Annotated in this window: 16 protein-coding genes, 2 tRNA genes and 1 riboswitch; of the genes, 11 read left to right on the top strand and 7 right to left on the bottom strand. The window is 72.0% G+C overall.

Going from position 1 to position 26,131, the window contains the following annotated elements; genetic code table 11:
- Window position 1: 1 nt before the first annotated feature.
- The 6 genes from ACWD02_RS36630 (at window position 2) to ACWD02_RS36605 (ending at window position 5,751) form a co-directional block, all read left to right on the top strand.
- Complete coding sequence (locus ACWD02_RS36630; protein ID WP_451219243.1) at window positions 2-1,525, top strand: amino acid permease; 1,524 nt, start codon at window positions 2-4, stop codon at window positions 1,523-1,525.
- A gap of 110 nt (window positions 1,526-1,635) precedes the next feature.
- Window positions 1,636-1,708 (top strand) — tRNA-Lys (locus ACWD02_RS36625).
- A gap of 141 nt (window positions 1,709-1,849) precedes the next feature.
- Window positions 1,850-1,923, top strand: a tRNA-Met gene (locus ACWD02_RS36620).
- A 148-nt stretch (window positions 1,924-2,071) separates the two neighbouring features.
- Window positions 2,072-3,229 (top strand): PP2C family protein-serine/threonine phosphatase, encoded by a 1,158-nt coding sequence (locus ACWD02_RS36615; protein WP_451219240.1) that lies wholly within the window; start codon window positions 2,072-2,074, stop codon window positions 3,227-3,229.
- Between the two features lie 202 nt (window positions 3,230-3,431).
- Window positions 3,432-3,578: riboswitch (cyclic di-AMP (ydaO/yuaA leader) on the top strand.
- Window positions 3,579-3,589: 11 nt separating this feature from the next.
- Window positions 3,590-4,675 carry a M23 family metallopeptidase gene (locus tag ACWD02_RS36610; protein WP_451219237.1) on the top strand — a complete coding sequence of 362 codons (1,086 nt, stop codon included), beginning with the start codon at window positions 3,590-3,592 and terminating at the stop codon, window positions 4,673-4,675.
- 131 nt (window positions 4,676-4,806) lie between these two features.
- The gene (locus ACWD02_RS36605) at window positions 4,807-5,751 is read left to right on the top strand and encodes an aldo/keto reductase (protein ID WP_451219234.1); all 945 of its coding nucleotides are present in this window, start codon (window positions 4,807-4,809) and stop codon (window positions 5,749-5,751) included.
- Here the strand turns inward: ACWD02_RS36605 and ACWD02_RS36600 are convergent.
- The 4 genes from ACWD02_RS36600 to ACWD02_RS36585 form a co-directional block, all read right to left on the bottom strand.
- On the bottom strand, window positions 5,748-7,100 hold the full coding sequence (locus ACWD02_RS36600) for a PrsW family glutamic-type intramembrane protease (protein ID WP_451219231.1): 1,353 nt from the start codon (window positions 7,098-7,100) through the stop codon (window positions 5,748-5,750). The genes ACWD02_RS36605 and ACWD02_RS36600 overlap by 4 nt on opposite strands.
- Window positions 7,101-7,176: 76 nt before the next feature.
- The gene (gene trmB, locus ACWD02_RS36595; RefSeq protein ID WP_451219228.1) at window positions 7,177-7,968 is read right to left on the bottom strand and encodes a tRNA (guanosine(46)-N7)-methyltransferase TrmB; all 792 of its coding nucleotides are present in this window, start codon (window positions 7,966-7,968) and stop codon (window positions 7,177-7,179) included.
- A 137-nt stretch (window positions 7,969-8,105) separates the two neighbouring features.
- Entirely contained in the window at window positions 8,106-9,308 is a 1,203-nt protein-coding gene (gene lhgO / locus ACWD02_RS36590; RefSeq protein ID WP_451219225.1) for an L-2-hydroxyglutarate oxidase, read from the bottom strand.
- A gap of 142 nt (window positions 9,309-9,450) precedes the next feature.
- Entirely contained in the window at window positions 9,451-10,917 is a 1,467-nt protein-coding gene (locus ACWD02_RS36585; RefSeq protein WP_451219222.1) for an MFS transporter, read from the bottom strand.
- A gap of 698 nt (window positions 10,918-11,615) precedes the next feature.
- Here ACWD02_RS36585 and ACWD02_RS36580 point away from each other — a divergent pair.
- Together ACWD02_RS36580 and ACWD02_RS36575 are read left to right on the top strand one after the other, a co-directional pair.
- Window positions 11,616-13,715: an asparagine synthase-related protein gene (locus tag ACWD02_RS36580; protein WP_451219220.1), complete on the top strand. Its 2,100-nt coding sequence runs from the start codon at window positions 11,616-11,618 to the stop codon at window positions 13,713-13,715.
- A gap of 124 nt (window positions 13,716-13,839) precedes the next feature.
- Window positions 13,840-17,319 (top strand): AfsR/SARP family transcriptional regulator, encoded by a 3,480-nt coding sequence (locus ACWD02_RS36575; RefSeq protein WP_451219217.1) that lies wholly within the window; start codon window positions 13,840-13,842, stop codon window positions 17,317-17,319.
- A 58-nt stretch (window positions 17,320-17,377) separates the two neighbouring features.
- On the opposite strand, the gene ACWD02_RS36570 is transcribed toward ACWD02_RS36575, so the two are convergent.
- Together ACWD02_RS36570 and ACWD02_RS36565 are read right to left on the bottom strand one after the other, a co-directional pair.
- Window positions 17,378-19,276: a sigma-70 family RNA polymerase sigma factor gene (locus ACWD02_RS36570; RefSeq protein ID WP_451219213.1), complete on the bottom strand. Its 1,899-nt coding sequence runs from the start codon at window positions 19,274-19,276 to the stop codon at window positions 17,378-17,380.
- Window positions 19,277-19,525: 249 nt separating this feature from the next.
- Window positions 19,526-20,299, bottom strand: coding sequence for a TetR/AcrR family transcriptional regulator (locus ACWD02_RS36565; protein WP_451219210.1), 774 nt, complete (start codon window positions 20,297-20,299; stop codon window positions 19,526-19,528).
- A 374-nt stretch (window positions 20,300-20,673) separates the two neighbouring features.
- Between ACWD02_RS36565 and ACWD02_RS36560 the strand changes: the two genes are divergently transcribed.
- Together ACWD02_RS36560 and ACWD02_RS36555 are read left to right on the top strand one after the other, a co-directional pair.
- Window positions 20,674-22,032, top strand: coding sequence for an NAD(P)/FAD-dependent oxidoreductase (locus ACWD02_RS36560; protein ID WP_451219207.1), 1,359 nt, complete (start codon window positions 20,674-20,676; stop codon window positions 22,030-22,032).
- Window positions 22,033-22,174: 142 nt separating this feature from the next.
- Window positions 22,175-23,848 (top strand): ATP-binding SpoIIE family protein phosphatase, encoded by a 1,674-nt coding sequence (locus ACWD02_RS36555; protein WP_451219204.1) that lies wholly within the window; start codon window positions 22,175-22,177, stop codon window positions 23,846-23,848.
- A gap of 3 nt (window positions 23,849-23,851) precedes the next feature.
- Here ACWD02_RS36555 and ACWD02_RS36550 read toward each other — a convergent pair whose 3' ends face one another.
- Window positions 23,852-25,129, bottom strand: coding sequence for an MDR family MFS transporter (locus tag ACWD02_RS36550; RefSeq protein WP_451219201.1), 1,278 nt, complete (start codon window positions 25,127-25,129; stop codon window positions 23,852-23,854).
- A gap of 122 nt (window positions 25,130-25,251) precedes the next feature.
- Between ACWD02_RS36550 and ACWD02_RS36545 the strand changes: the two genes are divergently transcribed.
- Entirely contained in the window at window positions 25,252-25,800 is a 549-nt protein-coding gene (locus ACWD02_RS36545) for a MarR family winged helix-turn-helix transcriptional regulator (protein WP_451219198.1), read from the top strand.
- Window positions 25,801-26,131 lie beyond the last annotated feature (331 nt).

Below are 26,131 nucleotides of genomic sequence, written 5' to 3'. Positions count from 1 at the left end.
CATGAAACCACCACCAGGCTCCGACGAGGAGCGCCTCGCCCAGCTCGGCTACACCCAGGTTCTGGCCCGCCGCATGTCCGCGTTCTCCAACTACGCGGTCTCGTTCACGATCATCTCGGTGCTGTCCGGCTGTCTCACCATGTACCTGTTCGGCATGAACACCGGCGGTCCCGCCCTGATCACCTGGGGGTGGGTCGGGGTCGGTCTGATGACGCTGTTCGTCGGGCTCGCCATGGCGGAGATCTGTTCCGCCTATCCGACCTCCGCCGGGCTCTACTTCTGGGCGCACCGGCTCGCGCCGCCGCGGACCGCGGCCGCGTGGGCGTGGTTCACGGGGTGGTTCAACGTGCTCGGGCAGGTCGCCGTGACCGCCGGGATCGACTTCGGGGCGGCCTCGTTCCTCGGCGCCTATCTGAATCTGCAGTTCGGGTTCGAGGTGAGCGAGGGGCGGACGATCATGCTGTTCGCCGCGATCCTCGTCCTGCACGGGCTGCTCAACACCTTCGGCGTGCGCATCGTCGGGCTGCTGAACAGCGTCAGCGTGTGGTGGCACGTCTTCGGGGTTGCCGTGATCGTCGGCGCGCTCGCCTTCTCGCCGGACTCACACCAGTCGGCGTCCTTCGTCTTCACCGAGTTCGTCAACAACACGGGGTGGGGCAGCGGGCTGTACGTGGCTCTCATCGGGCTGCTGATGGCTCAGTACACCTTCACCGGGTACGACGCCTCCGCGCACATGACCGAGGAGACGCACGACGCGTCCACCGCCGGGCCCAAGGGCATCGTCCGCTCCATCTGGACGTCGTGGATCGCGGGCTTCGTGCTGCTCCTCGGCTTCACGTTCGCCATCCAGTCGTACGACGGGGCCCGTGAGTCGGCGACGGGGGCTCCGCCCGCCCAGATCCTCCTCGACGCGCTCGGAGCGACCACGGGCAAGCTGCTCCTGCTCGTCGTCATCGGCGCGCAGCTCTTCTGCGGCATGGCGTCGGTGACCGCCAACTCCCGCATGATCTACGCCTTCTCGCGGGACGGAGCGCTGCCGTTCTCGCACATCTGGCACTCGGTCAACTCGCGTACGCGCACGCCTGTCGCGGCCGTCTGGCTCGCGGCCCTCGGCGCGCTCGTCCTCGGTCTTCCCTACCTGATCAACGTCACGGCGTACGCGGCGGTGACGTCCATCGCCGTCATCGGGCTCTACATCGCCTACGTCATCCCGACCCTCCTGAGGCTGCGCAAGGGCGAGGAATTCGAGCGCGGGCCCTGGCACTTGGGGCGCTTCTCCCGCCCGATCGGCATCGTCGCGGTGGCCTGGGTCGGCGTGATCACCGTGCTCTTCATGCTGCCGCAGGTCTCGCCCGTCACCTGGGAGACCTTCAACTACGCCCCGATCGCGGTCCTGGTGGTCCTCGGGTTCGCCGCCACCTGGTGGTTCGCTTCGGCCAGGCACTGGTTCCTGAACCCGGACCACGAGCGCACGGCGGCCCGCGAGGCGGCTAGGCGCGGGGCGCCGAAACCGGCCGACCCCTGAGCGCGCGGCGGCCGTTCCGGGCCCGTCGCGGAGCGCGCGACGGGCCCGGGAGGCGATACCCGATCGGACGGCCGGGCCTCTGCGGCTATGCTCGTGGGGTGCATCCGCACGGACCGTTAGCTCAATTGGCAGAGCAGTGGACTTTTAATCCATTGGTTGTGGGTTCGAGTCCCACACGGTCTACCGAGAAGGCCCAGGCCGGGGAGTTCCCCGACCTGGGCCTTCGGTGCGTTCGGCGGATGGCCTTCCCGCGGCCTGCCGGCAGGGCCCTCCGCAACCGGTTCGCTTTCACTCCCCCTGATGGCGTAGAGTTGCATTCAACGGCGCGGGGTGGAGCAGCTCGGTAGCTCGCTGGGCTCATAACCCAGAGGTCGCAGGTTCAAATCCTGTCCCCGCTACTAAAGACCGAAGGCCCGGATCCAGAAATGGATCCGGGCCTTCGGTGTTTTCCGCCGCGGTGAAGGCGCTGCCAGAGGACAGTCCGGCCGATAGCCCGGTCGGCCCACACCGGTCGCCCCACGCCGCCCCTCCGGGAACCCTGAGTGAGTGGGGCAGCGAGGAGGAATCGGCGGGGGCGGCGGCAGGCGTCCCGATGTCCGGCACGAGCGTGCGCTCGTGCGGGCTCTCCCCCTGCTGCTCATCGTCCTCGGGATCGTGTACGACGTCTCTACCCCGCCCAGGTTCACCGCCGTACCCCTGTTCACCGCGGCCCCGCTCATCGCAGCGCCCTTCTACTCGCTGCTCAGCACCGTCCTCATCGGCGCCGCCTCCTGCACCGCCGTGCTCGCCCTGCACTTCAAGACGAGCACCACCACCGACGTCGAGGCCGTCACCGAACTGATCACGGTGGCGACCGTCGCCGTTCTCGCCGTCGTCATCAACCGCGTCGTACGCCGCAGCGACAGACAGCTCGCGTCCGCCCGCTCCATCTCCGAGGCCGCCCAGCGCGCGGTGCTGCCGCAGCCGGACCCCCACATCGGCGGTCTCGACGTCGCGGCGCGGTACGAGGCCGCGGAGGCCGACGCGTTCATCGGCGGCGATCTGTACGCGGTGCAGGACACCCCGCACGGTGTCCGCGTCATCGTCGGCGACGTACGGGGCAAGGGCATGGGCGCGGTGGCGGCCGTCGCCGTGGTGATCGGGGCGTTCCGGGAGGCCGCCGAGCAGGAGACCACGCTGGAGGCCGTGGCGCAGCGCCTGGAGCGTGCCCTCGCGCGTGAGGGCACACGGCGCGACGGGCTCGACGCCTTCGAGGGATTCACCACGGCCGTCCTCGCGGAGATCCCGCACGGCGACGGTCTGGTGCGTCTCATCAACCGCGGGCACCCGGGCCCGCTGCTCCTGCGCGGCGACGGACGGCTGTGCGTCATGTCCGCCACCGAGCCCGCGCTGCCGCTCGGGATGGGCGACCTGGGCGCCTGGCCGGACCGCGCGGACGAGACGGAGTTCCCGCCGGGGGCGATGCTGCTGCTCTACACCGACGGGCTCTCCGAGGCGCGTGACGTCCGGGGCGAGTTCTACGACCCGGCGGCGCGGCTCGGCGGCCGGATCTTCCCGGGGCCGGGCGGCCCCGACGCGCTCCTGACGACGCTCGTCGAGGAAGTGCGGCGGCACACCGGGGGCGGGGGGACCGACGACATGGCGTTGCTCGCGGTGCGGCGGCCCCTGTCACCGGCCGTGACGGAAGGACACCACTCCGCATAACAACTGACGTACTGTCAAGGAGATGTGAAGCTCCGGTGTGTGAAGAAGTGGGGTCAACTCGCCCCGTTCCGGCCCCCGGTGTCCCGATAAGTACGTGCCATGTGCGTTAACGATCAGTCGGAACAGCTTGGAATACCGGCCCGCTGTCTATTAACGTTCGATAACGCAGCGCGGTCGTCCCAGCCGTCACTCGAGTCGGCTCCGCGCGCACGCGCCTAATCCCGAAAGGGAGCCGGGGAACCACTAATTGGGGTGAATCGGGCATCTGTGCCTCCGTGCCAGATGCTCGTAGGAGACCTTCCTGCTCCGAACCCGTCAGCTAACCCGGTAGGCGAGAAGGAAGGAAAGGAGTGCGCCCCAGTGGCGTCCAACCGCCCTGCCCCCCAAGGCGTTTACGTACCGAATGACGACGATTTCGGTGGGTACGACGACAATTCCTGGGAGGAATGGAACCCCACCGAGGAGTCCATCCGTCCCGTCCGCGGCAGGCACCGCGTCCACAAGCGGGGTGGTGGCGGGCTCGCCCGCAGCTCCACGGTTCTCGGCGTAGGCGTCATCGCCGCCGTCGGCGCGGGCGGCATCGCCACCGCGCAGGACGGCAAGCCCCCGGTCTCCATCGCGATGCCGGACCTCTCGGCCGTCACGGACTCGCTGCCGGAGGCCAAGTCGCTTCCGGGCGTGGGGTCCTTGATATCCGACGACTCGGCCGACTCGGGTTCCGCGGACAACGGCGTGGTGACCGCTGCAGCGCCGCTCAGTGCCGCCGGCCTCAGCGCCGCCGACACCGAGCAGGGCACCACGGACGCGGGCGAGGCACTGCGGGCCCGCATCATGGAGCAGGCGGAGAACCAGCAGGACCAGGCGGACGACGCGGTCCAGAAGGCCGCCGAGGAAGCCGCCGTCAAGCAGGCCGCCGCCCAGGCCGCCGCCAAGCAGACCGCGGCCGAGAAGAAGATCGCCGCCGAGAAGGCCGCCGCGAAGAAGAAGGCCGAGGCCGCCGCCAAGAAGAAGGCCGAGGCGGAGCGCCTGGCCAAGCTCGCGAAGAGCTACACGCTCCCCGTCGCCTCGTACACGCTCACCGGCACCTTCGGTCAGCCCGGCTCCATGTGGTCCTCCGGCTACCACACCGGCCTGGACTTCGCGGCTCCGACGGGCACGCCCATCAAGGCCGTCCACTCCGGCACCATCAAGGAAGCCGGCTGGGCTGGGGCGTACGGCTACCGCACGATCCTCGAACTCGACGACGGCACCGAGATCTGGCTCTGCCACCAGTCCTCGATGAGCGTCAGCGCCGGCCAGAAGGTCACCACCGGCGAGACCATCGGCCGCGTCGGCGCGACCGGCAACGTCACCGGCGCCCACCTCCACATGGAGGTCCACCCGGGCGGCGACTCCACCGGGGTCGACCCGGCGGCGTGGCTGCGCGGCAAGGGTCAGTCGATCTGAGGTAACCCCAGTACCCCGGCGGTCCTGGCGACAACCCCCCGACGTCAGGGCTGCCGGTCCGGCATGCCCGCTCCTCCCCGAAAGCGGGGGTCGTACGGAATTCCATGCTCCGTACAGGTGTTGATCCCCTCATGACTTCTCTCCGCAAGCTTGGCTCGTCCGACCTCGAGGTCTTCCCGCTCGCCCTGGGCGGCAACGTCTTCGGCTGGACGGCCGACGAGGCGCAGTCCTTCGACGTGCTCGACGCCTACACCGCCGCGGGCGGCAACTTCATCGACACCGCCGACGTCTACTCGGCCTGGGTGCCCGGCAACAAGGGCGGCGAGTCCGAGACCGTGATCGGCAACTGGTTCGCCGCGCGCGGCAACCGTTCCGACGTCGTGCTCGCCACCAAGGTCGGTGCCCACCCCGACTTCAAGGGCCTGTCCGCGAACACCATCAAGGCCGGTGCCGAGGAGTCGCTGCGCCGTCTGCGCACCGATTACATCGACCTCTACTACACGCACTACGACGACCCGGCCGTCCCGGTCGAGGAGGTCATCGGCGCGCTCGACGACCTGGTGACGTCCGGCAAGGTGCGCGCCATCGCCGCGTCCAACGTGACCCCCGAGCGGCTCCAGGAGTTCCTGGACTTCTCCGACCGCGAGGGCCTCGCGCGCTACTCGGTCCTTCAGCCGCACTACAACCTCGTCTCGCGCGACACGTACGAGGGCCCGCTGGAGCAGGTCGCCTCCCGCTCGGGCCTCGCCGCCGTCCCGTACTACGCGCTCGCCTCGGGCTTCCTGACCGGCAAGTACCGCCCGGGTGCGAAGGTCGACAGCGCGCGGGCCGAGGGCGCCGGCAAGCACCTGGAGACCGAGCGCGGCCGGCGTGTGCTCGCCGCGCTCGACGAGGTCGCCGAGGCCCGTGGCGCCGAGCTCGCGACGGTCGCCCTCGCGTGGCTCGCGGCCCAGCCGACGGTGGCGGCGCCGATCGCGTCGGCCCGTACGGTCGAGCAGCTGCCCGCGCTGCTCGCGGTGGGCGAGCTCGAACTGACGGACGCCGAGCTGTCGACGCTGACGGCGGCCTCGGCCTAGCCCCGGTAGGGGTTGTACGCGGGGTAGGGCATCGCCGGCTGGGCGTGCGGATATCCGTAGGGGTGCGGCTGCGCGTAGGGCTGCTGTGGCGCGTAAGGCTGCGCGTAGGGCTGTGGGTACGGCTGCCGGTATCCGTACGGCGGCGGCATCGGTACGAGTACGGGTGCCGTCGCGCGTGCCGCGTAGGCCAGGGCGGGGCGCGCGGCCTCGCGGCGCTCCCACAGCGCGTGCAGCAACTCCCGCTCCCGTACGACGAAGTCGGCGCCCGCCTTGCCCCGGCGTCCCCGGTGGCGCAGGAGCGCGAGAGACGTCGCGTACGCCTCGTACTGGGCGACCGCGCGGGCCGCGGCCTTGCCCTGGGTGTACGAGGCGTAGTCGCGGGCGAGGGTGCGGGCGCGCATCGTGCCGAGCGCGTACGGCTCGGGAGCGGTGAGCCAGCCCGCGATCGCGTAGGCGGGCAGTTCCGCGCGCACGACGCGCAGGGCGCGCTGCCTGGTCCAGATCGCCAGCCAGGTGAGCAGACCGAACGCGGGCAGCATGAACGTCGCGTACACCGCGAAGAAGCCGTACTCCCCGAAGCTGGCCGAGCCGTTCCACAGGGCGTGCAGGCCCATGGCGAGGAGCAGTCCGGCGAGCGGGAGCAGGACGCGCCGCCAGTTCTGCCGGCCGGTGCCGAGCGCGGCGATGCCGAAGCCGATGCCGGTGAGCACGGTGAACAGCGGGTGCGCGAAGGGCGACATCACGACGCGCACGAAGAAGGTCGCCGCCGTCACGGACGTGAGCCCGGTCTCGCCGTTGAGCTGGTCGGTGCCGAAGGCGCTGCCCAGGTAGAGGATGTTCTCGGTGAACGCGAAGCCGGTGGCGGTCACCCCGGCGATCACGACGCCGTCGACGATGCCGGTGAACTCGCGTCTGCGGAAGAGGAAGACGAGCAGTACGGCCGCGGCTTTCGCGCTCTCCTCGACGATCGGGGCTATGACCGTCGCGCCGAGGGTGTCCGCGCTGGTGGGGTCGGCCGTGGCGGTGGCTATCCAGCGGGTCGCGAAGCTGTTCGCGACGATGGCTATGAGGGCGGCGGCGCAGGCGCCCCAGGCGAAGGCGAAGATCAGATTCCGCCAGGGGCCCGGCTGGACGCGCTGCAGCCAGCGGAAGGCGGCCACCAGGAGCGGCACGGGCAGCGTCGCGAGACCGAGCCCGACCAGGAAGCCCTGCGTGCCGGTCTGCTCCCTGACCAGGGCCAGGATCACCAGGCCCGACAGGGCGAGCAGCGTGACCAGGGCGGCCGCGCGTATCGCGCGCCGCTGCCACCAGCGCGCGTGCCGCAGCCCGGCGGGCCCTGCGGGGGGCATCGGGGGGTGAGGGTGCGCTGAACGGGTGGCCACCCGTTGACCCTAACGAGGGACGGGGCCCGCCCGCGACGGTGTCTCAGCCCTCGTGGCCGGAGGTACGGCGGAACAGCAGGTCGTGGACGACATGCCCCTTGTCCAGACCCTGGCCCTCGAAACGGGTGAGGGGACGGAAGGCGGGGCGGGGCGCGTACCCGCCGTCGGCCTCGGTGTTCTCGAAGGCGGGGTGCGCGGTGAGGACTTCCAGCATCTGCTCGGCGTACGGCTCCCAGTCGGTCGCGCAGTGCAGCACCGCGCCGGGCTTGAGGCGGGGTGCGGCGAGGTCGAGGAAATCGGGCTGGATGATGCGGCGCTTGTGGTGGCGGGCCTTGGGCCAGGGGTCGGGGAAGTAGACGCGCAGGCCGTCGAGGGAGGCGGGCGGGAGCATCTCGCGGAGCAGGATGACGGCGTCGCCGTTCGCGACGCGGACGTTGTCCAGGCCGTTCCGCTCGGCGAGGCCGAGGAGGTTTCCCTGGCCCGGGGTGTGTACGTCGACGGCGAGGATGCCGGTGTCCGGGTCGTCGGCGGCCATCTGGGCGGTTGCCTCGCCCATGCCGAAGCCGATCTCCAGTACGACGGGACGTCCGGCGCCGAACAGCTCGGCGAGGTCGAGGACCCGCTGCCCGTCGATGTCCAGGCCCCACTTGGGCCACAGCCGCTGGAGCGCGTCCGCCTGGCCGGTGGTGACACGGCTCCTGCGGGGCTGGAAGCTGCGGATACGGCGCTCGAAGTGCGACCCCGCGGGGTCGGGCGACGGCCCGTCGGGGAAGCGGGGCTCGCCCTTCGGGCGGGGGGCGTGGGGACGCTCGGGGGCGGGGTTCGACTCAGGCACAGTGGGGCGATTTTATCTGGCCCGGGGCCTTGGGTGCCGTCATCACCGGCTCCGCCGAGTTCGTCCTCAAACGCCGGACGGGCTATTTCAGTGGAAGGGGGCGGGCGGGATCGGGGAAGGCCCCGCAGGGACCGCCCCTACAGAGCCGCAAGCACTCGCCGCGCCACAGCCCGCCCGATCGGGAGCGAAGCCGTCGCCGCAGGCGAAGGCGCGTTCAGTACGTGGACCGTCCGCACCCCCTCCCGGATGAGGAAGTCGTCCACCAGCGTCCCGTCACGCAGGACGGCCTGCGCCCGCACCCCCGCCGCCACCGGCACAAGATCATCTGAGGTCACCGCGGGCAGCAGCCTCCGCACGGCCGTGGTGAACGCCTCCTTGGAGAGGGAGCGCCGAAGCTCCCCGGCCCCATACCGCCAGTGCCGCCCGGCGAGGCGCCAGGACCCCGGCCAGCTCAGCGTCCCCGCCAGCTCCCGTGGCCGCACCACACCCCATCCGTACCCCTCGCGGGCCAGCGCCGGCACCGCGTTCGGCCCCACGTGGACCCCGCCGCCGATGCCCCGCGTCAGATGCACCCCCAGGAAGGGGAAGGCCGGGTCCGGCACGGGATACACCAGGCCCCGCACCAGCTCGGGCCGCGCCAGGTCGAAGTACTCCCCACGGAAGGGCACGATCCGCATCCCGGGGTCGTCACCGGCCAGCATCGCCACCTGGTCGCACTGCAGTCCCGCGCAGTTGACCAGGACCTTTCCCCGCACCACCGAGCCGTCGGCCGTGCGGACGGCCACCCCGAGCCCCGCGCGCCGGTCGATGCGGACGACCTCCGCGCCGTACCGCACATCGGCCCCGGAGGCGTCCGCGAGGTGCTCCGCCACCGAGCCGTAGTCACAGATCCCCGTGGTGCCGACCTGGATCGCGGCGAGGCCCCGCACCTCCGGTTCGTACTCCGAGATCTGGGCGGGGCCGAGCTCCCGCACCGGAATGCCGTTCTCCCGGCCGCGCTGGACGAGGGCGTGCAGGCGGGGCAGCTCGGAGCGCTCCGTGGCGACGATGAGCTTGCCGGTGACCTCGTGCGCGATGCCGTACTCCGCGCAGAACTTGACCATCTCGGCGGCGCCCCGCACCGCGTACCGCGCCTTCAGCGAGCCGGGGCGGTAGTAGATCCCGCTGTGGATGACCCCGCTGTTGCGTCCCGTCTGGTGCCTGGCGGGGCCGCGTTCCTTCTCCAGGACGGTGACCCGCGTCCCCGGCGCGGCACGCGTGATGGCATACGCCGTCGACAGACCGACGATCCCGCCGCCGATCACCAGCACATCGCAGTCGTACGCCACGGCCCGGACCATCCCGCATCACCTCCCACCCCGATAGTGCACTGCGCCACTGACAACGCCCTCAAACCCGGCGAGGACCGCAGGGTTACAGGGCGCGTAAATGCTGTTGCCGCTACGGCGGCGCGCGGAATCCGATGGTGCACGGGAACGCGGACTACGCGGGGGCCACGAGCAGCGGCCTGGCACGCTCCCGCAGCTCCACCACCCGCGGCTCGTCCCCGTACGGCTCCAGGCGGTGCAGCAGGTCCTTGACGTACTCCGTGGTCCGCGCGGACGAGATGCGTCCGGCGACCTCCAGGGCGCGTGTGCCCTGTTCGCAGGCCGCGTCGAGGTTCCCCGACTCCAGCTCGGCGACCGCCGACACCACGAGCCGCAGGCCGTGCGAGCGCACGAACTCCTCCGTGGGACGTGACAGGGCCTGCTCCGTGAAGCGGCGTACCTGGCGGGGTGCCTTCAGGTCGCGGTAGCACTCGGCGGCGTCCGCCGCGAAGCGGTCGTATCCGTAGAAACCGAGCCATGACGGGTCGTTGTCGCCGTCCCTGGCCCGCTCCAGCCATCCCTCGGCCGCCCGGAGGGCGGCTCCCGCCGCCTGCGCGTCGTTGGCGCGCGCGTGCGCGCGTGCCTCGACGAGGCGGAAGAAGCTCATCGTGCGGGCGGTGGCCAGACCGCGGTTGCGCTCCAGGGCCGCCTGCGCGAGGTCGACGCCCTCGTCACCGAAGCCGCGGTAGGTCGCCTGGAGGGACATGGAGGCCAGGACGTACCCCCCTAAGGGCACGTCGGCCGCCGCGCGGGCCAGGCGCAGGGCCTGGATGTAGTAGCGCTGGGCGGCCTCCTGCTGGCCGGTGTCGAAGGCCATCCACCCGGCGAGGCGGGTCAGCTCGGCCGACGCCCCGAAGAGCGAGCGGCCCACCTCGTCCGAGTACGAGCCGAGCAGCAGGGGTGCCGCCTCGACCCGCAGGCACTCCGGGACCATCGACGAACGCCAGTCCCCGCCGCCGTACTTGGAGTCCCAGCGCCGGGCGTCCTCGGCGGCCTCGCGCAGCTTCACCACGTCGCTGTGCCCGACCTTCATCGGATGCCCGCTGTTCGCGCCGCCGGCGCCGTCGTCGGTGAGGCCCATCTCGCGGGGCTCGTCCAGGACGACGTCGCGGGCGACCGAGCTGTCGGCCGGGGTTATCAGCCAGCGCGAGGCCGGCGTGGCGTACGCGCTCACCGCGAAGGAGCCGGCGAGCGACTGCCAGATGCCGCCGCTGCCCGCGCGCCTGCCCGCCAGATCGAGGCGGTAGAGCTCGGTCGCCGACTTCACGGCGGCGCCCACGTCGCGCGGGAAGGCCAGGCCCACCTCCGGCGCGGGATCGGCGTCCGCGAGGCCGATCTCGTGCAGCGGGACGGGGCGGCCGAGTTTCTGCCCGATGGCCGCGGCGATGAGGTGCGGCGCGGCGCCTTGCGGCACCATGCCCTTGGACACCCACCGGGCCACCGACGTCTTGTCGTATCGAAGCGTCAACCCGCGTTGAGCGCCGAGGTCGTTGACCCTGCGCGCGAGTCCCGCATTGCTGATTCCCGCGAGGGCGAGAACGGTGCCGAGTTTTTCGTTCGGCCCGCGTTGCTCCCTGGACATGCGCCACCCCTCGACACAGACGGCTGCCGCGATGGCTTGACCGCGCGGCATGCGTGCTGCGTTCCCCCAGGGGCAGCGGCGTCCGCGACTACGACCGCCGTGGCCCGGAACCTCGGCCGCAAGAGCATTTGGCCGAGCCCCCAGGTATATGCCTCCGCGAAAACATCAGCACACACAGCGTAGTTCGCCGAATCCCAAGCGTTAAGAGGCGCAGTTCCGTATGGCGAGATTGTTGCCGGTAGGGAAGCGGGGGAGTGCCGGGGTGTGCTCCGGGTGTGTGGCCGTGCGCCTGCGTGTGCGCTCTTCACCGGCCATAAGGGGAGCGATTCCATTGACGGTGCGTGGGTCGGCCCGCTGCGCTGGAGTCAGTGGGCTGGGGGACACCGCCGCCTCCATCCCCGCGGGCGGCGGACCGGTCCGGGGGGCGAACACCGCCTCCCGGACTGTGTGTTGCCGATTACGGTTCCGCCGCGCCCGTGGCAACCCCCGATTTGGCCGAAAATCGCCTCTTCGGACGCCGGGGTCGTGCGCCCCAGCGCAAAGAATGCGCCGTGGTCGCGCCTTTCAAGTACCGCTCCCTCGCGGCAGATTAACGGGAGCGTGAGCACCCCCGTAGCCACTCCCGCGCGCCTCCTTCGTGGCAGCATGGGACCCCAGTTCTTCGATGCACTGGTTGTCCACAGCCTGTGGAGGCAACGATGCGGTGGTTGGTGGGGTGGAGCAGCACTGCCGTGCAGCCTGCGGTGGTGGGCTCGGCCGGGGCCACCGGTGAGAACGGCGAGACCGTTCATCCCGTGGGCTCCCAACTCCTTTGGGGTGACCCGGATCCGCTGTGGGCGGTGGGTGACTGGCGCGCCGACGAGGTGCGCACGGTGCAGGCGGACGAACAGACGCGGATCGCGGTCCTCGGCACCTGCGGGGCGAGCGACGAGGAACTGCGGGTCGGCCTCTTCGCCGCCCGGGGCGGCGCCCTGCGGCACCTGACCGCGTGGTCGGGGAGCTACACCGCGGTCGTCCAGGTCGGGCGGCGCGTCATGGTCGCCGGTGACCTCGCGGGCGCGCGTCCCGTCTTCTACACCCCCTGGGCCGAAGGCACGGCCTTCGCGACGGCCGCGCTGCCGCTCGCCGACCTCATCGAGGCCCACCTGGACATCGGTCACCTCGCGGCACTCCTCGCGGCGCCCGACGTACCGGAGGCACTGCACGACTCGACGCCCTACCAGGGCGTGCGCCGTGTACCCCCGGGGCACGCCCTGATCCTGCGCGCCGGCAGCCGGGAGATCGCCGGGTACGAACACGTGGCGTCCCTCGCGGTCGCCGCGCCCGCGGCCGACGCGACCGCCGCGGTGGACGGCGTCCGTGACGCGCTGGTGGAGGCGGTGCGCGCCCGCCTCGGCGCCCCGCGGCACGTCCCCGGAGCATCGGAGGTCGACCCCGGCCCGGTGCCCGGCATGGGCCCCGCCGAGCGGCGCGCGGCGCGCGGGATGCCGGTGCCCGGCATCGGCGCCGACCTCTCCGGAGGGCCCGCTTCCGGCACGCTCGCACTGCTCGCCGCGGGGCTCCCGGGGATGCCCGGCACGGTCCTCGGGCATGGCACCGGCGCGGGGGAGCGGCTCCTCGCGGTCACCTTCAACGACCTCGCGATCAACGGCCGTGAGGCGGAGCTGGAGCGGGCGGGCGTCATCGCGGCCAACCCCCGCCTGCATCACGTAGTGGTGGCCGCGGGCGAAGAGGCCCTCCCTTACGCGGACTTGGAGGGCCCTCTGACGGACGAGCCGAGCGCCACCCTCGTCACGGCACAGCGCCACCGCGCGCGGCTCTCCTCGGGCAGCGCGGACCACTTCACGGGGTACGGCGCGCGGCAGGTGCTCGACGCGCATCCGGCCCGCCTCGCCGATCTCCTGATGGACCGCAGGCGGCGCCATCTGGTGCGCCCCGTCGCGGCGTTGGCGAAGGCGGACGGCTCCCCGGGCTCCGTGATGGTCCCCGCGCGCGTGTACGGCGCCGCGCGCAAGCTGGCCCGGATGTCCTACCGCGCGGGCGTCGACTCGCTCGCCGAGCGTCTTCTGCAGCGCCGGTTCGACGAGCCGGGCGGGGCGGTGGGGGCGTCCCTCGCCGGTCTCGCGTGGGCGAGGCCAGGGCCCGCCGCGCGGTGGCTGACGGGCGAGGCCCTCGCTGAAGTATCGGTTCGCCTCCAGGACACGACCGGACGCCCCGGTGCCGGTCCCGGCCAGCGGCCCGGGGAGTTCCGGGCCCGCGCGGCGCTCGCCCGGCACGCGGCCGACCTGCGCGTCCTCGAACAGGCGGCCGAGGTCCGCTTCCAGCGGCTGCACGCGCCGTTCCTGGACAACCAGGTGGTCCGGGCCTGCCGCGCGCTCCCCGTGGCCCTGCGCGTCCAGCCGGGGGCACGTGCGGCGATCCTGCGCACGGTCCTCGAAGGCGCCGGGGTGGCCGACCTGCCGCCCGGCTGGGGCGCTCCGTCCCACGCGTCGTCCGCGGCGGCGGCGCGGACGGGTCTGCGGGTGGCGGTGGACGACCTCCTCGCCCTCTTCGACACGCCCCTGCTCGCACAGGCGGGCCTGGTGGAGGCCCGCGTCGTCCGCAAGGCACTGCGCGCGGCGGCCGAGGGCGAGCCACTGCCGCTGGACGGCCTGGCGGACCTGGTCTCCACGGAGCTGTGGCTGCGCCGCCTGCTGTCCCGCAGGGGCACGTGCTGGACGGGTACACCCGCGCGGCAGAAGGCCGTCCCCACGGGGAGTGTCGTGCCGCAGCGGGGGGCCTTGGGGGCGGGGCGCTAGCCGGGGCATTCGGTGCCCGCGGGGCGGAGCATCCCGTACCGGGCCGTCGAGGTAGCGGAGAGCGGCTCGCCAGGGGAGAGAAAACCCTCGCGCCTCAACCCTCACGACCGGCGAGAATGACCCCGTGCGGTACAGAATCCTGGGCGCCACCGAGGCGTACGACGAACAAGGAGCGCCCCTGCCCGTAGGGGGCCGGAGGCTGCGCGCGCTCCTCGCCACCCTCGCGCTCCGTACCGACCGCACGGTTCCCGTAGAAGCCCTGATCGCCGAGGTATGGGCCGAGGACGAGCCCCCCACGGACGCTCCCGCCGCCCTCCAGGCCCTCGTCGGCCGCCTCCGGCGCACGCTGGGCAGGACCGCCGTCGCGTCGGACCCCGGGGGCTACCGCCTCACCGCCACCCCCGAAGACGTCGACCTGCACCGCTTCGAACGCCTGGTGAGCGAAGGACGGATGGCGCTCGGCCGGCACGACCCGGCGGCAGCCGCCGACCTCCTCGGTGAGGCGCTCGCCCTGTGGCGCGGCCCCGCCCTCGCCGACCTGCCCGACCGCAGCGCGGCCGCCCGCACCGAAGCGCTGCTCGCCGACGCGACCCGTGCGCGCGTCGAGGCCCGGCTGCTTCTGGGCCACGCCTCCGACGTCGTACCGGAGTTGAGGGAGCTCACCGCCGCCCAGCCGTACGACGAGACGCTGCACGCCCTCCTGATCCGCGCCCTGCGCGCAGCGGGCCGGGGTGCCGACGCCCTGGCCGCGTACGAGAACGCGCGCCGCACGCTCGCCGACGCCTTGGGCACGGACCCGGGCCCGGAACTGCGAGCCCTGCACGCGGAGTTGCTCGACCCGGAGGGGAGCGTGCCGGGCACCGCGGCTCTCGATGGGCGGCGTGCGGGGGGCTCGGAGCGGCTTGAGTACCGGGAGGGTCCGGCGAACACGGGGGACGCAGGGGACGCCGGGGACGCGGGGAACACGGCGGACCCGGAGCGCCCGAGGAGTCCGGGGAGCCCGGTGGGGCCGGGGAGCCCGATGGGGCCGCAGAGCCCGGTGGGGCCGGGGAGTCCGTTGAGTCCGGCGAACAAGCAGCGTTCGGAGGGCCCGGACAGCGCGCCGAACAAGCCTCGCTCGGACGGCCCGGAGCGTCCCGAGCGGCCTCGGCGGAAAGGAAACCTCCGGCCCCGCCTGACCTCTTTCGTCGGCCGGGAACCCGAACTCGCCGCCATCCGTTCTGACATGCGACGAGCACGCCTGGTCACCCTCACCGGACCGGGCGGATCCGGCAAGACCCGCCTCGCCGAGGAAGCCGCCGCCGGGCATCCGCAGGCATGGCTGGCCGAGCTCGCCCCGCTCGACCATCCGGAGGCGGTGCCCGGCGCTGTCGTCAGCGCGCTCGGTCTGCGCGAGACCGTGCTGATGACCAGCGAGCTCTCCGCGCTGCCGCAGGGCGACCCGACCGCCCTGCTCATCGAGTACTGCGCCCCGCGCAGCCTGCTCCTGCTCCTTGACAACTGCGAGCACGTCATCGGGGCCGCCGCCGACCTCGCCCACACCCTCCTCACACACTGCCCGGACCTCACCGTCGTCGCCACCAGCCGTGAACCCCTCGGCGTGCCCGGCGAGTTCGTCCGCCCGGTCGAGCCCCTCCCGCCCGACCCGGCGCACCGCCTCTTCACCGAGCGCGCCATGGCCGTGCGCCCCGACTTCGCCCCGGACCAGGACACCGAGGCCGTCGCCGAGATCTGCCGCCGTCTCGACGGCCTGCCGCTGGCCATCGAGCTGGCCGCGGCCCGTCTGCGCCTGCTCACCCCACGGCAGATCGCCGACCGGCTCGACGACCGCTTCCGCCTCCTCACCAGCGGCAGCCGCACGGTCCTGCCACGCCAGCAGACCCTGCGGGCCGTCGTCGACTGGTCCTGGGACCTCCTCTCGGAGTCCGAGCGGACGGTCCTGCGCGAGGTGTCCGTCTTCGCGGGCGGCTGGGACCTCCCGGCGGCCGAGGCGGTCTGCACCGGGCCCGCCGCCGACCTCATCGGCGCCCTGGTGGACAAGTCGCTGCTCATCGCCGAGCCCACGGCCAAGGGCGACATGCGGTATCGCATGCTGGAGACCATCCACGAGTACGCGACCGAGCGGGCCGCCGAGCGCCCGGAGCTCCGCACGGCCGCGGCCCGACGGCACACCGCGTACTTCCGCGCGCTGGTCGAGCAGGCGGAGCCCCTGCTCCGTTCGGCCGAGCAACTCCCGTGGATCCAGTGCCTGGAGACGGAGCTGGACAACCTCCGCGCGGCCATGCAGCGCACCATCGAGTCGCGCGAGGAGGACGACGCCCTGGCGATCGTCCTGGGCATCGGCTGGTTCTGGTGGCTGCGCAACTACCGCAATGAGGCCATGGAATGGGTGACCCGCCTCCTGGTCCTCGCCCCGCCGCTGCCGTCCGAGCGGCCTGACGCCGGTGCGGACGGCTCGTGGGACGAGCCCCGCCACTGGTCCTGGATGAGCCTGCGCCTGCTGCACATCTTCCTGGAGGTGGACTCCAGCCCGTCGGACGCCATGGCCGATGAGGGCTATCGCGCGTACGTCGCGGAGGTGCGGGACGCCTTCGCGGGGGCGGTGCCCGCGGCGACCCGCTTCCCCGGCCTCATCTGGCCGTTCGCCACCTTCTTCCTCGACGGCTCCGAGGCCGCGAGGCCCGCCATGGACGAGGTGGTCGCCAACTGCCGCACATACGGCGGCGACTGGGAGATCGGCGTCAGCCTGATGTTCCGCACGCACCTGGCCGTCGACGCCCCGGGCAATCTCTCCGGGGTCGACGATGACCTCGCCGAGCTGCGCGAGCTGGCCGGGCGCACGGGCGACCGCTGGATGCGCGCCCAGGTGTCCAGCGCGGCGGGCGAGGCCGCGATGGTGCGCAGCCTGCACGACGAGGCGCGCGTGGAGTACGACGAAGCGCTGCGGCTCGCCTACGAGGTGGGTGCCTACGCCGAGACACCCTTCCTGCTCGTCCGCCTCGCCGAGATCGCGTACCGCGAGGGTGACCGCGCGGTGGCGGTGAAGATCCTGCACGAGGCGGGCATCGAGGCCGATCGCTACGGAGTGGCGGACTCCCGGGCCTTCATGCGTCTCCTTCAGTCGCTCATGGCACTGGACGACGGTGACGTTCCCCGGGCCCGCGCCCTGTTCGAGGCGTCCCGTGACGAGGCGGCGCGTGGCACGCCGCCGCCACAGTTCGACGCGGCCCTGAAGGGCGTGGAAGCCAGGGTCGTGGCCGCCGAGTCCGGCCCGGAGCATGCGCTGCCGCTGCTCGCGGAGGGCCTGCGAGCGGCCCTCGACCACCGGTGCGCGGAGGTGGTCGTCGCCGGCCTGGTGGACGGCGGGGCCACCCTGGTCAGCCGACTCGGCGATCACCCGCGCGCGGCCCGCCTGCTCGCCTTCGGCACCCGGCTGCGGAGCGGCCACCCGCGCCCGATGCCGGAACGCGCCGAGGCCGACGAGACCAGGGTCGCGGCCCTGGCGGCGATCGGCGCCGAGCGGTACGAGGCGGAGTCCGCAGCGGGCGCGCGGCTCACCGCGGACCAGGCGCTCGCGGAACTGACCCGCACGGCACCGGCCTGAGCCGCCCGCGTTCTACGTACGGCGTCGCCAGCGGTCTACGTACGGCGTCGCCCGCGGTCTACGTACAGCGGAAGCGCGACTGGGCCCAGTCCGCGAGTGCGGCCGAGGAGAACGGCGACTGAGGCTCGACGACCAGGCGGATCGTCTTGCGGCCGGTCAGGTTCACCTGCACGGGCACCGCCGGGTCCCCGCCCTTGATCAGCGGCGACCGCCACAGTTGTGCGCCGTCGCCGAAGACCGAGAACCGCACCTTGCCGAGGCCCATCGTCATGTCGTCGACGCCGACGACCGCCTCGTACGAGGAGCAGGTGCGGTTCAGGTCGATGGTGACGGAGGACTGGCCGTGGACGGTCACGCCGTGGCCGTACTGCTTGTCGGCGATGGACATGCCGGAGCGCTGCCAGACCCAGCTGCTCTCGCCGAGCCGCATCTCGGGCTTGGTGCCGTCACCGACGATGCCGTACCGCAGCTCGCTCCACTGGTAGACCGCGGGAGCGGGCGGCGGCGGAGGCGGCGGCTTGGGCTTGGGCTTCGACGGCGTGGGAGTCGGCCTCGGCTTCGGCTCAGGGTCCGGGGCCGGGGGCTTGGGCTTCGCGGTGGGCGTCGGGGCCGGCTTCGGCTCGGGAGCGGACTTCGCCGGAGGCTTCGGCTTCGGCTTCGCCTCGGCGACCGGCTGCTCGGGCTCCGGCTTCGGTTTCGGGTCCGGGGGCGGCGGCTTGCTGGGCGCGACGGGTTCGACGGCCTGCGGTTTGTCGGAGCTCGGCAGGTCCTTGGGCTTGTCCCCGCCCGCGGTGAGGGCCAGCGCCACGGCGGCCGCCGCCGCGACGACCACACCCGCGGCGATACCGGCCTTCGCGGGCGCGCCGAGCCCCTCGGCCGCGGCACCGCCGCCCGCCGCGGCACCGGACGAGCCTCCGCTCGCCGCTGCCGCGCCCGCCGCACCGGCGCCCGCGGCACCCGCGGCGCCACCGCCGACGAGGGCGGCCACCTTCGCGTACCCGGCGGCGCCGAACCAGCCGATGACCGCGATCGGCACGACCCCGGGGATGCCGCTGGCGACTTCCTTGATCTGGCCGGCGGCCAGGCGGCACTTGGCGCACTCCTCCAAGTGCTTGCGCAGGCCGCGCTCGGCCCGGGTGCGCAGACTGCCGCGTGCGTAGGCGCCGAGCCGGTCGGCATACCGGGCGCACTCCTCGTCGGCGGTGAGCGTGGTGCTCACATGGGCCTGGAGATACGCCTCCTTCAGGCCTTCGCGCGCCCGCTTGGCGAGCACCCGGGTGCCGTTGGCGTCGAGCCCGAAGAGGGTGGCGACGTCACTCGGGGACTCGTCCTCGATCTCCGTGTGCCACAGCACGGCCTGCCAGCGTTCCGGAAGGCTGCGGAACGCCTGCATGGCCATGGACTGCTCGGCCTCGTGCATCGCGCGCACGTCCGCGCCCAGGTCCAAGGTGTCGTCGTCGGAGACCTCGGAGCTGCGCGAGGCCTGCGCGGCGAACACCGCGAAGTCCTCGACCAGTTGCTCCCGCTTCGCGGACTTCGTCCACCCGGCGGCGACGCGGCGCACCGTGGTGAGCAGATAGGCGCGGACCGCGTGCTCGGGGCCGCTGCCGCCGCGGACGGCCTGCAGCATCCGCGCGAAGACCTCCGCCGTGAGGTCGTCGGCGGTGTGCGCGTCACGGCAGCAGGTGCGGGCGTACCGGCGGACTGCTTCGGCGTGCCTTCGGTACAGCTCTTCGTACGCGGTGTCGTCGCCCGCCCGCATCCGGGTGATCAGGTCGCTGTCGGCCGGCGGACCCTCGCCTCGAAGGCCCTCACGCTGCGGTGGAACGCTCGGATCAGTGCCCCCGGGGCCAGCGGCGGCCGCGGGCCCGCCTTGGTTCGGCACCTGTCGGGGAGGCAGCCCCGTGGCTTCCCCGCCCGAGGCGGAGGACGACTCGTCCCGCCCGTCACCACTCATCGCGGAAGCCCCCGCTTGCACACTCAGACCCGGCCATCCGGGAAAGACTGCCACAACGTTCCGCTACGACGGACGGCGATGACGGGCAACCACCCTTCCGGGGCGACTTCCCGCAATCGAGCACTACCGTTCACTCATTCGGGGAAGGCTCAACCGCCCTGCGCAGAGCGGCAGTTGAGCCTTCCACGTGACGAACTTGTGCAGACTCTGTGCGGCTAGGGCGCGGTACTGCCGTGCCGTTGTGCCGCGTCAGGCCGTCGGACGTGAGCGCAGCCCTTCCAGCAGGATGTCGAGCAGCCGCGAGGACGCCGCCGCCTGCTGGGCCGCGTCCGGCAGCGAGGGCGCCGCCGTCGCTATCACCAGGAGCACGTCCGAGACGGTCACGTCCGCGCGCAGCTCGCCCGCCGCACGTGCCCGCTCCACGAGACGCCCGACGACGTCCAGGAGCGCGACCGCCCCGGGATCGTCGGCCGCCGACTCCTCGACCGGGGCCGAGCGCTGCTCGACGAGCCGCAGCTCGGGACCGGCCGGAGCCGCCTGCCGCTGCTGCGGCACACGCGCCTCGTCGTCCCGTACCCCCGCGACCTCGTCCGCGACGCCCACCCGCAGCACCTGCGGCGGCAGCAGGCGCCCCGCGCCCGACGCGACGGACGTCCGCAGGAAGCGCGAGAGCGCCGACCACGGCTCGTCCTCCTGCCCGAGCGCCGAACGCGCCTGGTCGGTCAGCCGGGAGGTCTCCTCCTCGGCTATGCGCCGCACCAGCACGTCCTTGCTGGGGAAGCGGCGGTAGACCGTGCCGACGCCGACCCGTGCGCGCCGGGCCACGTCTTCCATCGGCGCGCCGTAACCCAGCTCGCCGAAGACCTCGCGCGCCGCGCGAAGCACGTGCTCGAGATTGCGCTGTGCGTCCACCCGAAGCGGCGTCGAACGCGGTCCGTCCCCCATGTCGCGTCCGTTCCCGCTGGTGGCGACGGCTGATGCCGACGCCGTGCTCGAAGTCCAGTGAGATTCCTGAATATGCATACGCGTTCCCCCGGTAATGACGTCTCCCCCCGGAGACACTCCCCGCCATTGACTAACCGGAGTGTGAGGAGCATGCCCGGCGCCGAGCCCCGTAGCCCGACCCGACGAGCGCATCCCCCGACACCCCGACGACACACGAACATAGTTGAGCCAGAGTCAATTCAGAAGAGGCGGGTTCCGCACGGACCGCCCCCCGATCGGAGTACGCACCGATTCCGACCCGATTGCACCCCCTTGCCTTTCCCCTCTTCCCCCTGCTGACCTGCGCACCTTTCCCGCGCGCCGGCAAAGCCCCGGCGGCGCGTCGCGCACGATGACCGGTCAAACAAATTGTCGAGCCTGTGGACAAACTCAAGAGCTGGGTGCGTCATGGGATGGTGAAGGAACCTGTGCGCATTCTCGTTGTGGGCGGCGGATACGTCGGCATGTACACCGCGCTGCGCCTCCAGCGGAAGCTGAAGCCGGAGCTGAAGCGGGGCGAAGCGGAGATCGTGGTGGTGACGCCCGATCCCTATATGACCTATCAGCCGTTCCTGCCCGAAGCGGCGGCCGGCTCCATCTCGCCGCGCCACGTCGTGGTCCCGCTCCGCCGCGTCCTCGACAGATGCCGCATCGTCATCGGCCAGGTCGAGTCGGTCGACCACGCCAAGCGCACGGCCTCCTTCACCACGCTCGCCACCGCGGACGAGGGCTCGGGCGCCGTCGAGATCACGTACGACGAGATCGTCCTGGCCCCCGGATCCATCTCGCGCACCCTGCCCGTCCCCGGCCTGGCCGAGCACGGCGTCGGCTTCAAGACCGTCGAAGAGGCCATCGGCCTGCGCAACCACGTCATCGAACAGATGGACATCGCCTCGTCGACGCGCGACCCCGCGGTCCGCGACGCGGCCCTCACCTTCGTCTTCGTGGGCGGCGGCTACGCGGGCGTCGAGGCGCTCGGCGAGCTGGAGGACATGGCCCGCTACGCCTCGCGGTACTACCACAACGTCAAGGCCGAGGACATGAAGTGGATCCTCGTCGAGGCCTCCGGGCGCATCCTCCCCGAGGTCGGCGCGGAGATGGGCAAGTACACGGTCCGTGAGCTGCGGCGACGCAACATCGACGTACGCCTGGAGACCCGCCTCGACTCCTGCGAGGACCGGGTCGCCGTGCTGAGCGACGGCTCGCGCTTCCCCACCCGCACGGTCGTGTGGACGGCGGGCGTCAAACCGCACCCGGTGCTCGCCGCGACCGACCTGCCGCTGAACGAACGCGGCCGCCTCGACTGCACCGCGAAGCTGACGGTGAACGGCGCCACGCACGCGTGGGGCGCGGGAGACGCGGCAGCGGTCCCCGACGTCACGGCCGACGAACCCGGCAAGGAGTGCGCCCCCAACGCCCAGCACGCGGTACGCCAGGCCAGGACGCTCGGCGACAACATCGCCGCCTCCCTGCGCGAACAGCCCCTCAAGGAGTACACGCACAAGTACGTGGGCTCGGTCGCGTCCCTGGGGCTGCACAAAGGCGTCGCACATGTCTACGGACGGAAGTTGAAGGGCTACCCTGCCTGGTTCATGCACCGCGTCTACCACCTGAGCCGCGTGCCCACCGTCAACCGCAAGTCCCGGGTGCTCTCCGAATGGGTCCTGTCCGGCCTGTTCAAACGCGAGATCGTCTCCCTGGGGTCGCTCGAGCACCCGCGTGCGGAATTCGAACTCGCGGCCGGGGGCAGAAGCCCGAAGGAGTCCTCCTGACCGGAGGCAGGAACTCCCCGCACGACACCGGCGTCTGACGGATGTCAGTCCGGTCGGCCAGACTGTTCGTGTGACCATGGGCGGGCCAGGACCGCCGGAAATCCCCGCCCGATCCAGAAGCGACATCACGAGGCCTACCGCAGTGAACTTCACGCGCTGGAGCGCCCGGCTCCCCGGAACGCAGCGCCGCGCCGCGGCGCGCACCGACCTGGGGATCTCCCCGCCACAGCGAGCAGAGAGCGCCGTTCCCGCGGCCCGCGTCGAGGGAGGCCCGGAAGCCACCACCCTCACCCCCGCCGCCGCGGGCGTCGACGAACTGCCGACCCGTGAGGTGCTCGACCGCATTCCGGCCCTCGTCGCCCTGGTGCACGGCCCCGACCACCGCATCGCGTACGTCAACGGTGCGTACGCCACCGCGTTCGGCGACCGCCCCGTGGGTGAGCCCGCCCGCGAGGCGCTGCCCGAGCTGGAGGAGCTCGGCCTGCTGCCGCTCCTCGACCAGGTCCTGCGCAGCTCCAAGCTGCGCACGGTCAAGTCCCGCAAGGCGGCGAGCGGCCGGTCGTACACCTTCACCTGCACCCCTGTGACGCTCTCCGTGAGCGGCTCGGACACGGGACTCAAGGACGACGGTGTCCTCGTCTTCGCCGCCGACGTCACCGACCACGCGGAGGCCGCCGAGCGGCTGCGGGCCAGCGAGCGCTCCCAGCGCGAGACCGCCGTCACCCTGCAACGCTCGCTCCTGCCCCAGGAGTTGGAACAGCCGGACGACCTGCGCATCGCCGCCACGTACCAACCGGGCGGCACGGAGGCAGCGGTCGGCGGCGACTGGTACGACGTGATCACCCTCGGCGGCGGCCGCACCGCCCTGGTCATCGGCGACGTCATGGGCCGCGGCGTCCGCGCGGCGGCCGTCATGGGCCAGCTCCGCACCGCCGTGCGCGCGTACGCCCGCCTAGACCTGCCCCCGCACGAGGTCCTGCAGCTCCTGGACGGCCTCGCCGCGGAGATCGACGCCAGCCAGATCGCCACCATGGTCTACGCCGTGCACGACCCGAACGAAGGCAGCCTCGTGTACGCCTCCGCGGGGCACCTGCCGATCCTCGTACGGGACGAGGGCGGCACGATCCACCGCGCGGAGGAGCCCACGGGCCCGCCCCTTGGCACCGGCGGCTGGTTGCACACCTCGGGCTCGGTCCCGCTGGGCCCCGGCTCGACCGCCGTCCTCTACACGGACGGCCTGGTCGAGCGGCGCAGCGAGGACATCGACGAAGGCGTCGCGGCACTGGAACGCGCCCTCGCGGGCGCCACCGGCACACCCCAGGTGGTGTGCGACCGGCTGATCCGCGCCCTGGGCGTGACGGCCGACCACGACGACGACGTGGCGGTCCTCGTCCTCCAGCACCCGGCACGCACCGGCCTGAACGCGGAGCTGTTCCGCAACGCGGCCCTGGAGCTGCTCGGGGGAGTGGAAGCGGCGCCACGCGCGCGTGCCTTCGCCACCGGCGTCCTGGCCAGCTGGCGCTTCCCGCCCGAACTGCACGACCTGGGTGTCCTCGCGGCCAGCGAACTGGTCGCCAACTCCCTCCAGCACGGCACCCCGCCGATGCGCCTGCGGCTGCGCCGCACGGACCGCCGCCTGATCATCGAAGTGACGGACGGCGACGACCACCTGCCGAGGCGCCGCCGCGCCGAGCCCGCGGACGAGGCGGGACGCGGCATCGCCATCGTCGCCACGATCGCCTCGAACTGGGGCTCACGGCGCACACCGGGCGGCGGCAAGGCGGTCTGGTGCGAATTCGCCCTGCCGCGCGCGTAGCGGCTAGGAGTTCGCCGGTACGGGCTCGGGGGCGCCCTGGGCGACCACCCGGCTCTTGGCCACGTACGGCTGGTTCTGCAGCGGAGTGAGCTGCTTGCCAAGCCGCACGGCGAGCACCGTGATGCCGAGCGAGAACAGCAGGAACGTCACGATGTACGGCCCGTGCAGCGCGGCCCCCATCGGACCGCCGACGGCGGGACCGACCGCGAGCGCCAGCTGCTTCACCAGGGCGAAGGCCGAGTTGTACTGACCGACCATCCCGGCCGGCGCCAGATCGGCGACCAGCGGCGCGACCGTCGGCGACAGCATCGACTCACCGAGCCCGAAGAGCGCGTACGTGGAGATGAACGCGGCGGTCGCCATGGCCTGGCTGCCGTGCCCCATCCCCGCATAGCCGGCGGCGATCCACGCGACGGCCCAGATCAGACCGACGGCGGCGATCACCCGCGACCGCTTGCGCCGCTCGACGAACTTCAGGACGGCGAACTGCGCGATGACGATCACGGCCGTGTTGGCGGCGAGCGCGATGCCGAGCGTCGACGGCGAGATCCCGGCCGCCTCCACGCCGTACGCGGAGAGACCCGACTCGAACTGTCCGTAGCAGGCGAAGAAGAGCACGAAGCCCAGCACGCACAGCTGCACCATCGCCTTGTGCCGGAGCAGCGCCCGCAGACCGCTCTGCGGCGCGGACCCGTCCTTGGGCACGGCGTCCTGGATGGACGGCGCGTGCGGAAGCCGCACGGTGACGACGATCGCGGCGAGCACCAGGAACATCACGGCCTCGACGGAGAACAGCGTGATGAAGCTGCCCGGGTCGTGCTCGTCGACGATCTGCCCGCCGATGAGGCCACCGATACCCAGGCCCAGGTTCTGCAGGAAGAACTGCATCGCGAAGGCACGCGTGCGCGTGGTGGGCGTCGAGCACCAGACGATCATCGTGGCGAGCGCCGGCTGCATCACCGCGGTACCGGCGCCGAGGAGGGCCGCCGAGACGATCGCGGTCGGCTCACTGTTCGCGAAGCCCAGGGCCAGGGCGCCCACCGAGGCGGTCAGCGCGGCTCCCATGAGTACGGGGAGCGGGCCGCGCCGGTCGATGACGCGCCCGGTGACGGGCAGGACGATCAGCGCGGCCATGGCGAACGCGGCGAGCACGATGCCCGCCGTACCGGCCCCAAGATCCCGCACCTGCGCCACATAGACGTAGAGGAACGGAACCGTGAACCCGACACCAAACGCACTCAGTGCGCTGCCTACCTGAATACGACGCATCGCTGCGCCCATCGCCCTGGTCACTTTCACCTGCCTTAGGAGTTAGACGTGAAGACTTCGAAGCTAAAGTTAGAGTCTAAACAATACACACCGAAGAACTTCAACGCCAAGTGAGGGCGTGCCATACTGCGGCCATGGGTGACACTCCCGGCCCCAGTGAGCCGACACTCGAAGAGCAGATCGCCGCCTACCAGCGGGAGTTCCAGGACCTCGACCCCCAGGTCGAGGAGATCGTCTCGGCCCTCGGCCGCCTCAACCGGCGGATGAGCGTCGCCTACGGGCGCCAGACCGCGACCCTCGGCATCAGCAACGCCGAGTGGGAGGTCCTCAAGGCCCTCGTCCTCTCCGGCGCCCCGTACCAAATGGGACCCGGCGAGCTCGCGAAGCGCCTGGGCCTCACGCCGGCGGCCATGACCCACCGCATCGACCGCATGGTGGCGGAGGGCCTGGTGACGCGGGACCGCGACGAGTCCAACCGCGTACGAGTGATCGTCGAGCTCACCTCGGAGGGCCGCGAGAAGTGGCTGGAGGCGATGCGCCTCGCGACCGTGTTCGAGGAGGACCTCCTTCAGGACCTCTCCCAGGAGGAGCGCGGAGCCCTCGGTGAAGTACTGACCCGCCTTCTCCGCAGGGTGGAGCACGCCCAGCCGGACGCGGGCGGACGCCTCACCGACCTGGACTGAGCGGCCGTACAGAGGGGACACGAGCGCTCGACCTCGGCGTTTGACAGTCACCTGGCCGATCCGTAAGGTTCTTCGGGTTGCCACGGAGCCGTAACGGTTCTGCGACAGCACCTTCCGCCGCTGAGACGCGGCAAACCAAACTCTGCACGACATCCCCCGGGAACGATTTCGGCATGCCCGAATTCAATTCCAGGACTCGATTATGAGTAACCGGGAAGAACCGCTAGAGTTTGAGACGTCGGAACGGCCCAACAGCCGGGAAGACAAGCCCCGCTGACTGGGAATCAGGCCCGAAAGGATCTGATAGAGTCGGACTCGCCGGAAAGGGAAA

This window comes from Streptomyces sp. NPDC002853 (genome assembly GCF_053591915.1).
This window is presented reverse-complemented; position numbering and strand designations above follow the sequence as displayed.

Bases quoted from the DNA above. Each gene is read 5' to 3' on its own strand.
- ACWD02_RS36630 (WP_451219243.1), top strand. From the start codon at position 2: ATGAAACCACCACCAGGCTCCGACGAGGAGCGCCTCGCCCAGCTCGGC.
- ACWD02_RS36605 (WP_451219234.1), top strand. From the start codon at position 4,807: ATGACTTCTCTCCGCAAGCTTGGCTCGTCCGACCTCGAGGTCTTCCCG.
- ACWD02_RS36600 (WP_451219231.1), bottom strand. From the start codon at position 7,100: ATGCCCCCCGCAGGGCCCGCCGGGCTGCGGCACGCGCGCTGGTGGCAG.
- lhgO (WP_451219225.1), bottom strand. From the start codon at position 9,308: ATGGTCCGGGCCGTGGCGTACGACTGCGATGTGCTGGTGATCGGCGGC.
- ACWD02_RS36585 (WP_451219222.1), bottom strand. From the start codon at position 10,917: ATGTCCAGGGAGCAACGCGGGCCGAACGAAAAACTCGGCACCGTTCTC.
- ACWD02_RS36580 (WP_451219220.1), top strand. From the start codon at position 11,616: ATGCGGTGGTTGGTGGGGTGGAGCAGCACTGCCGTGCAGCCTGCGGTG.
- ACWD02_RS36570 (WP_451219213.1), bottom strand. From the start codon at position 19,276: ATGAGTGGTGACGGGCGGGACGAGTCGTCCTCCGCCTCGGGCGGGGAA.
- ACWD02_RS36565 (WP_451219210.1), bottom strand. From the start codon at position 20,299: ATGCATATTCAGGAATCTCACTGGACTTCGAGCACGGCGTCGGCATCA.
- ACWD02_RS36560 (WP_451219207.1), top strand. From the start codon at position 20,674: ATGGTGAAGGAACCTGTGCGCATTCTCGTTGTGGGCGGCGGATACGTC.
- ACWD02_RS36550 (WP_451219201.1), bottom strand. From the start codon at position 25,129: ATGGGCGCAGCGATGCGTCGTATTCAGGTAGGCAGCGCACTGAGTGCG.
- ACWD02_RS36545 (WP_451219198.1), top strand. From the start codon at position 25,252: ATGGGTGACACTCCCGGCCCCAGTGAGCCGACACTCGAAGAGCAGATC.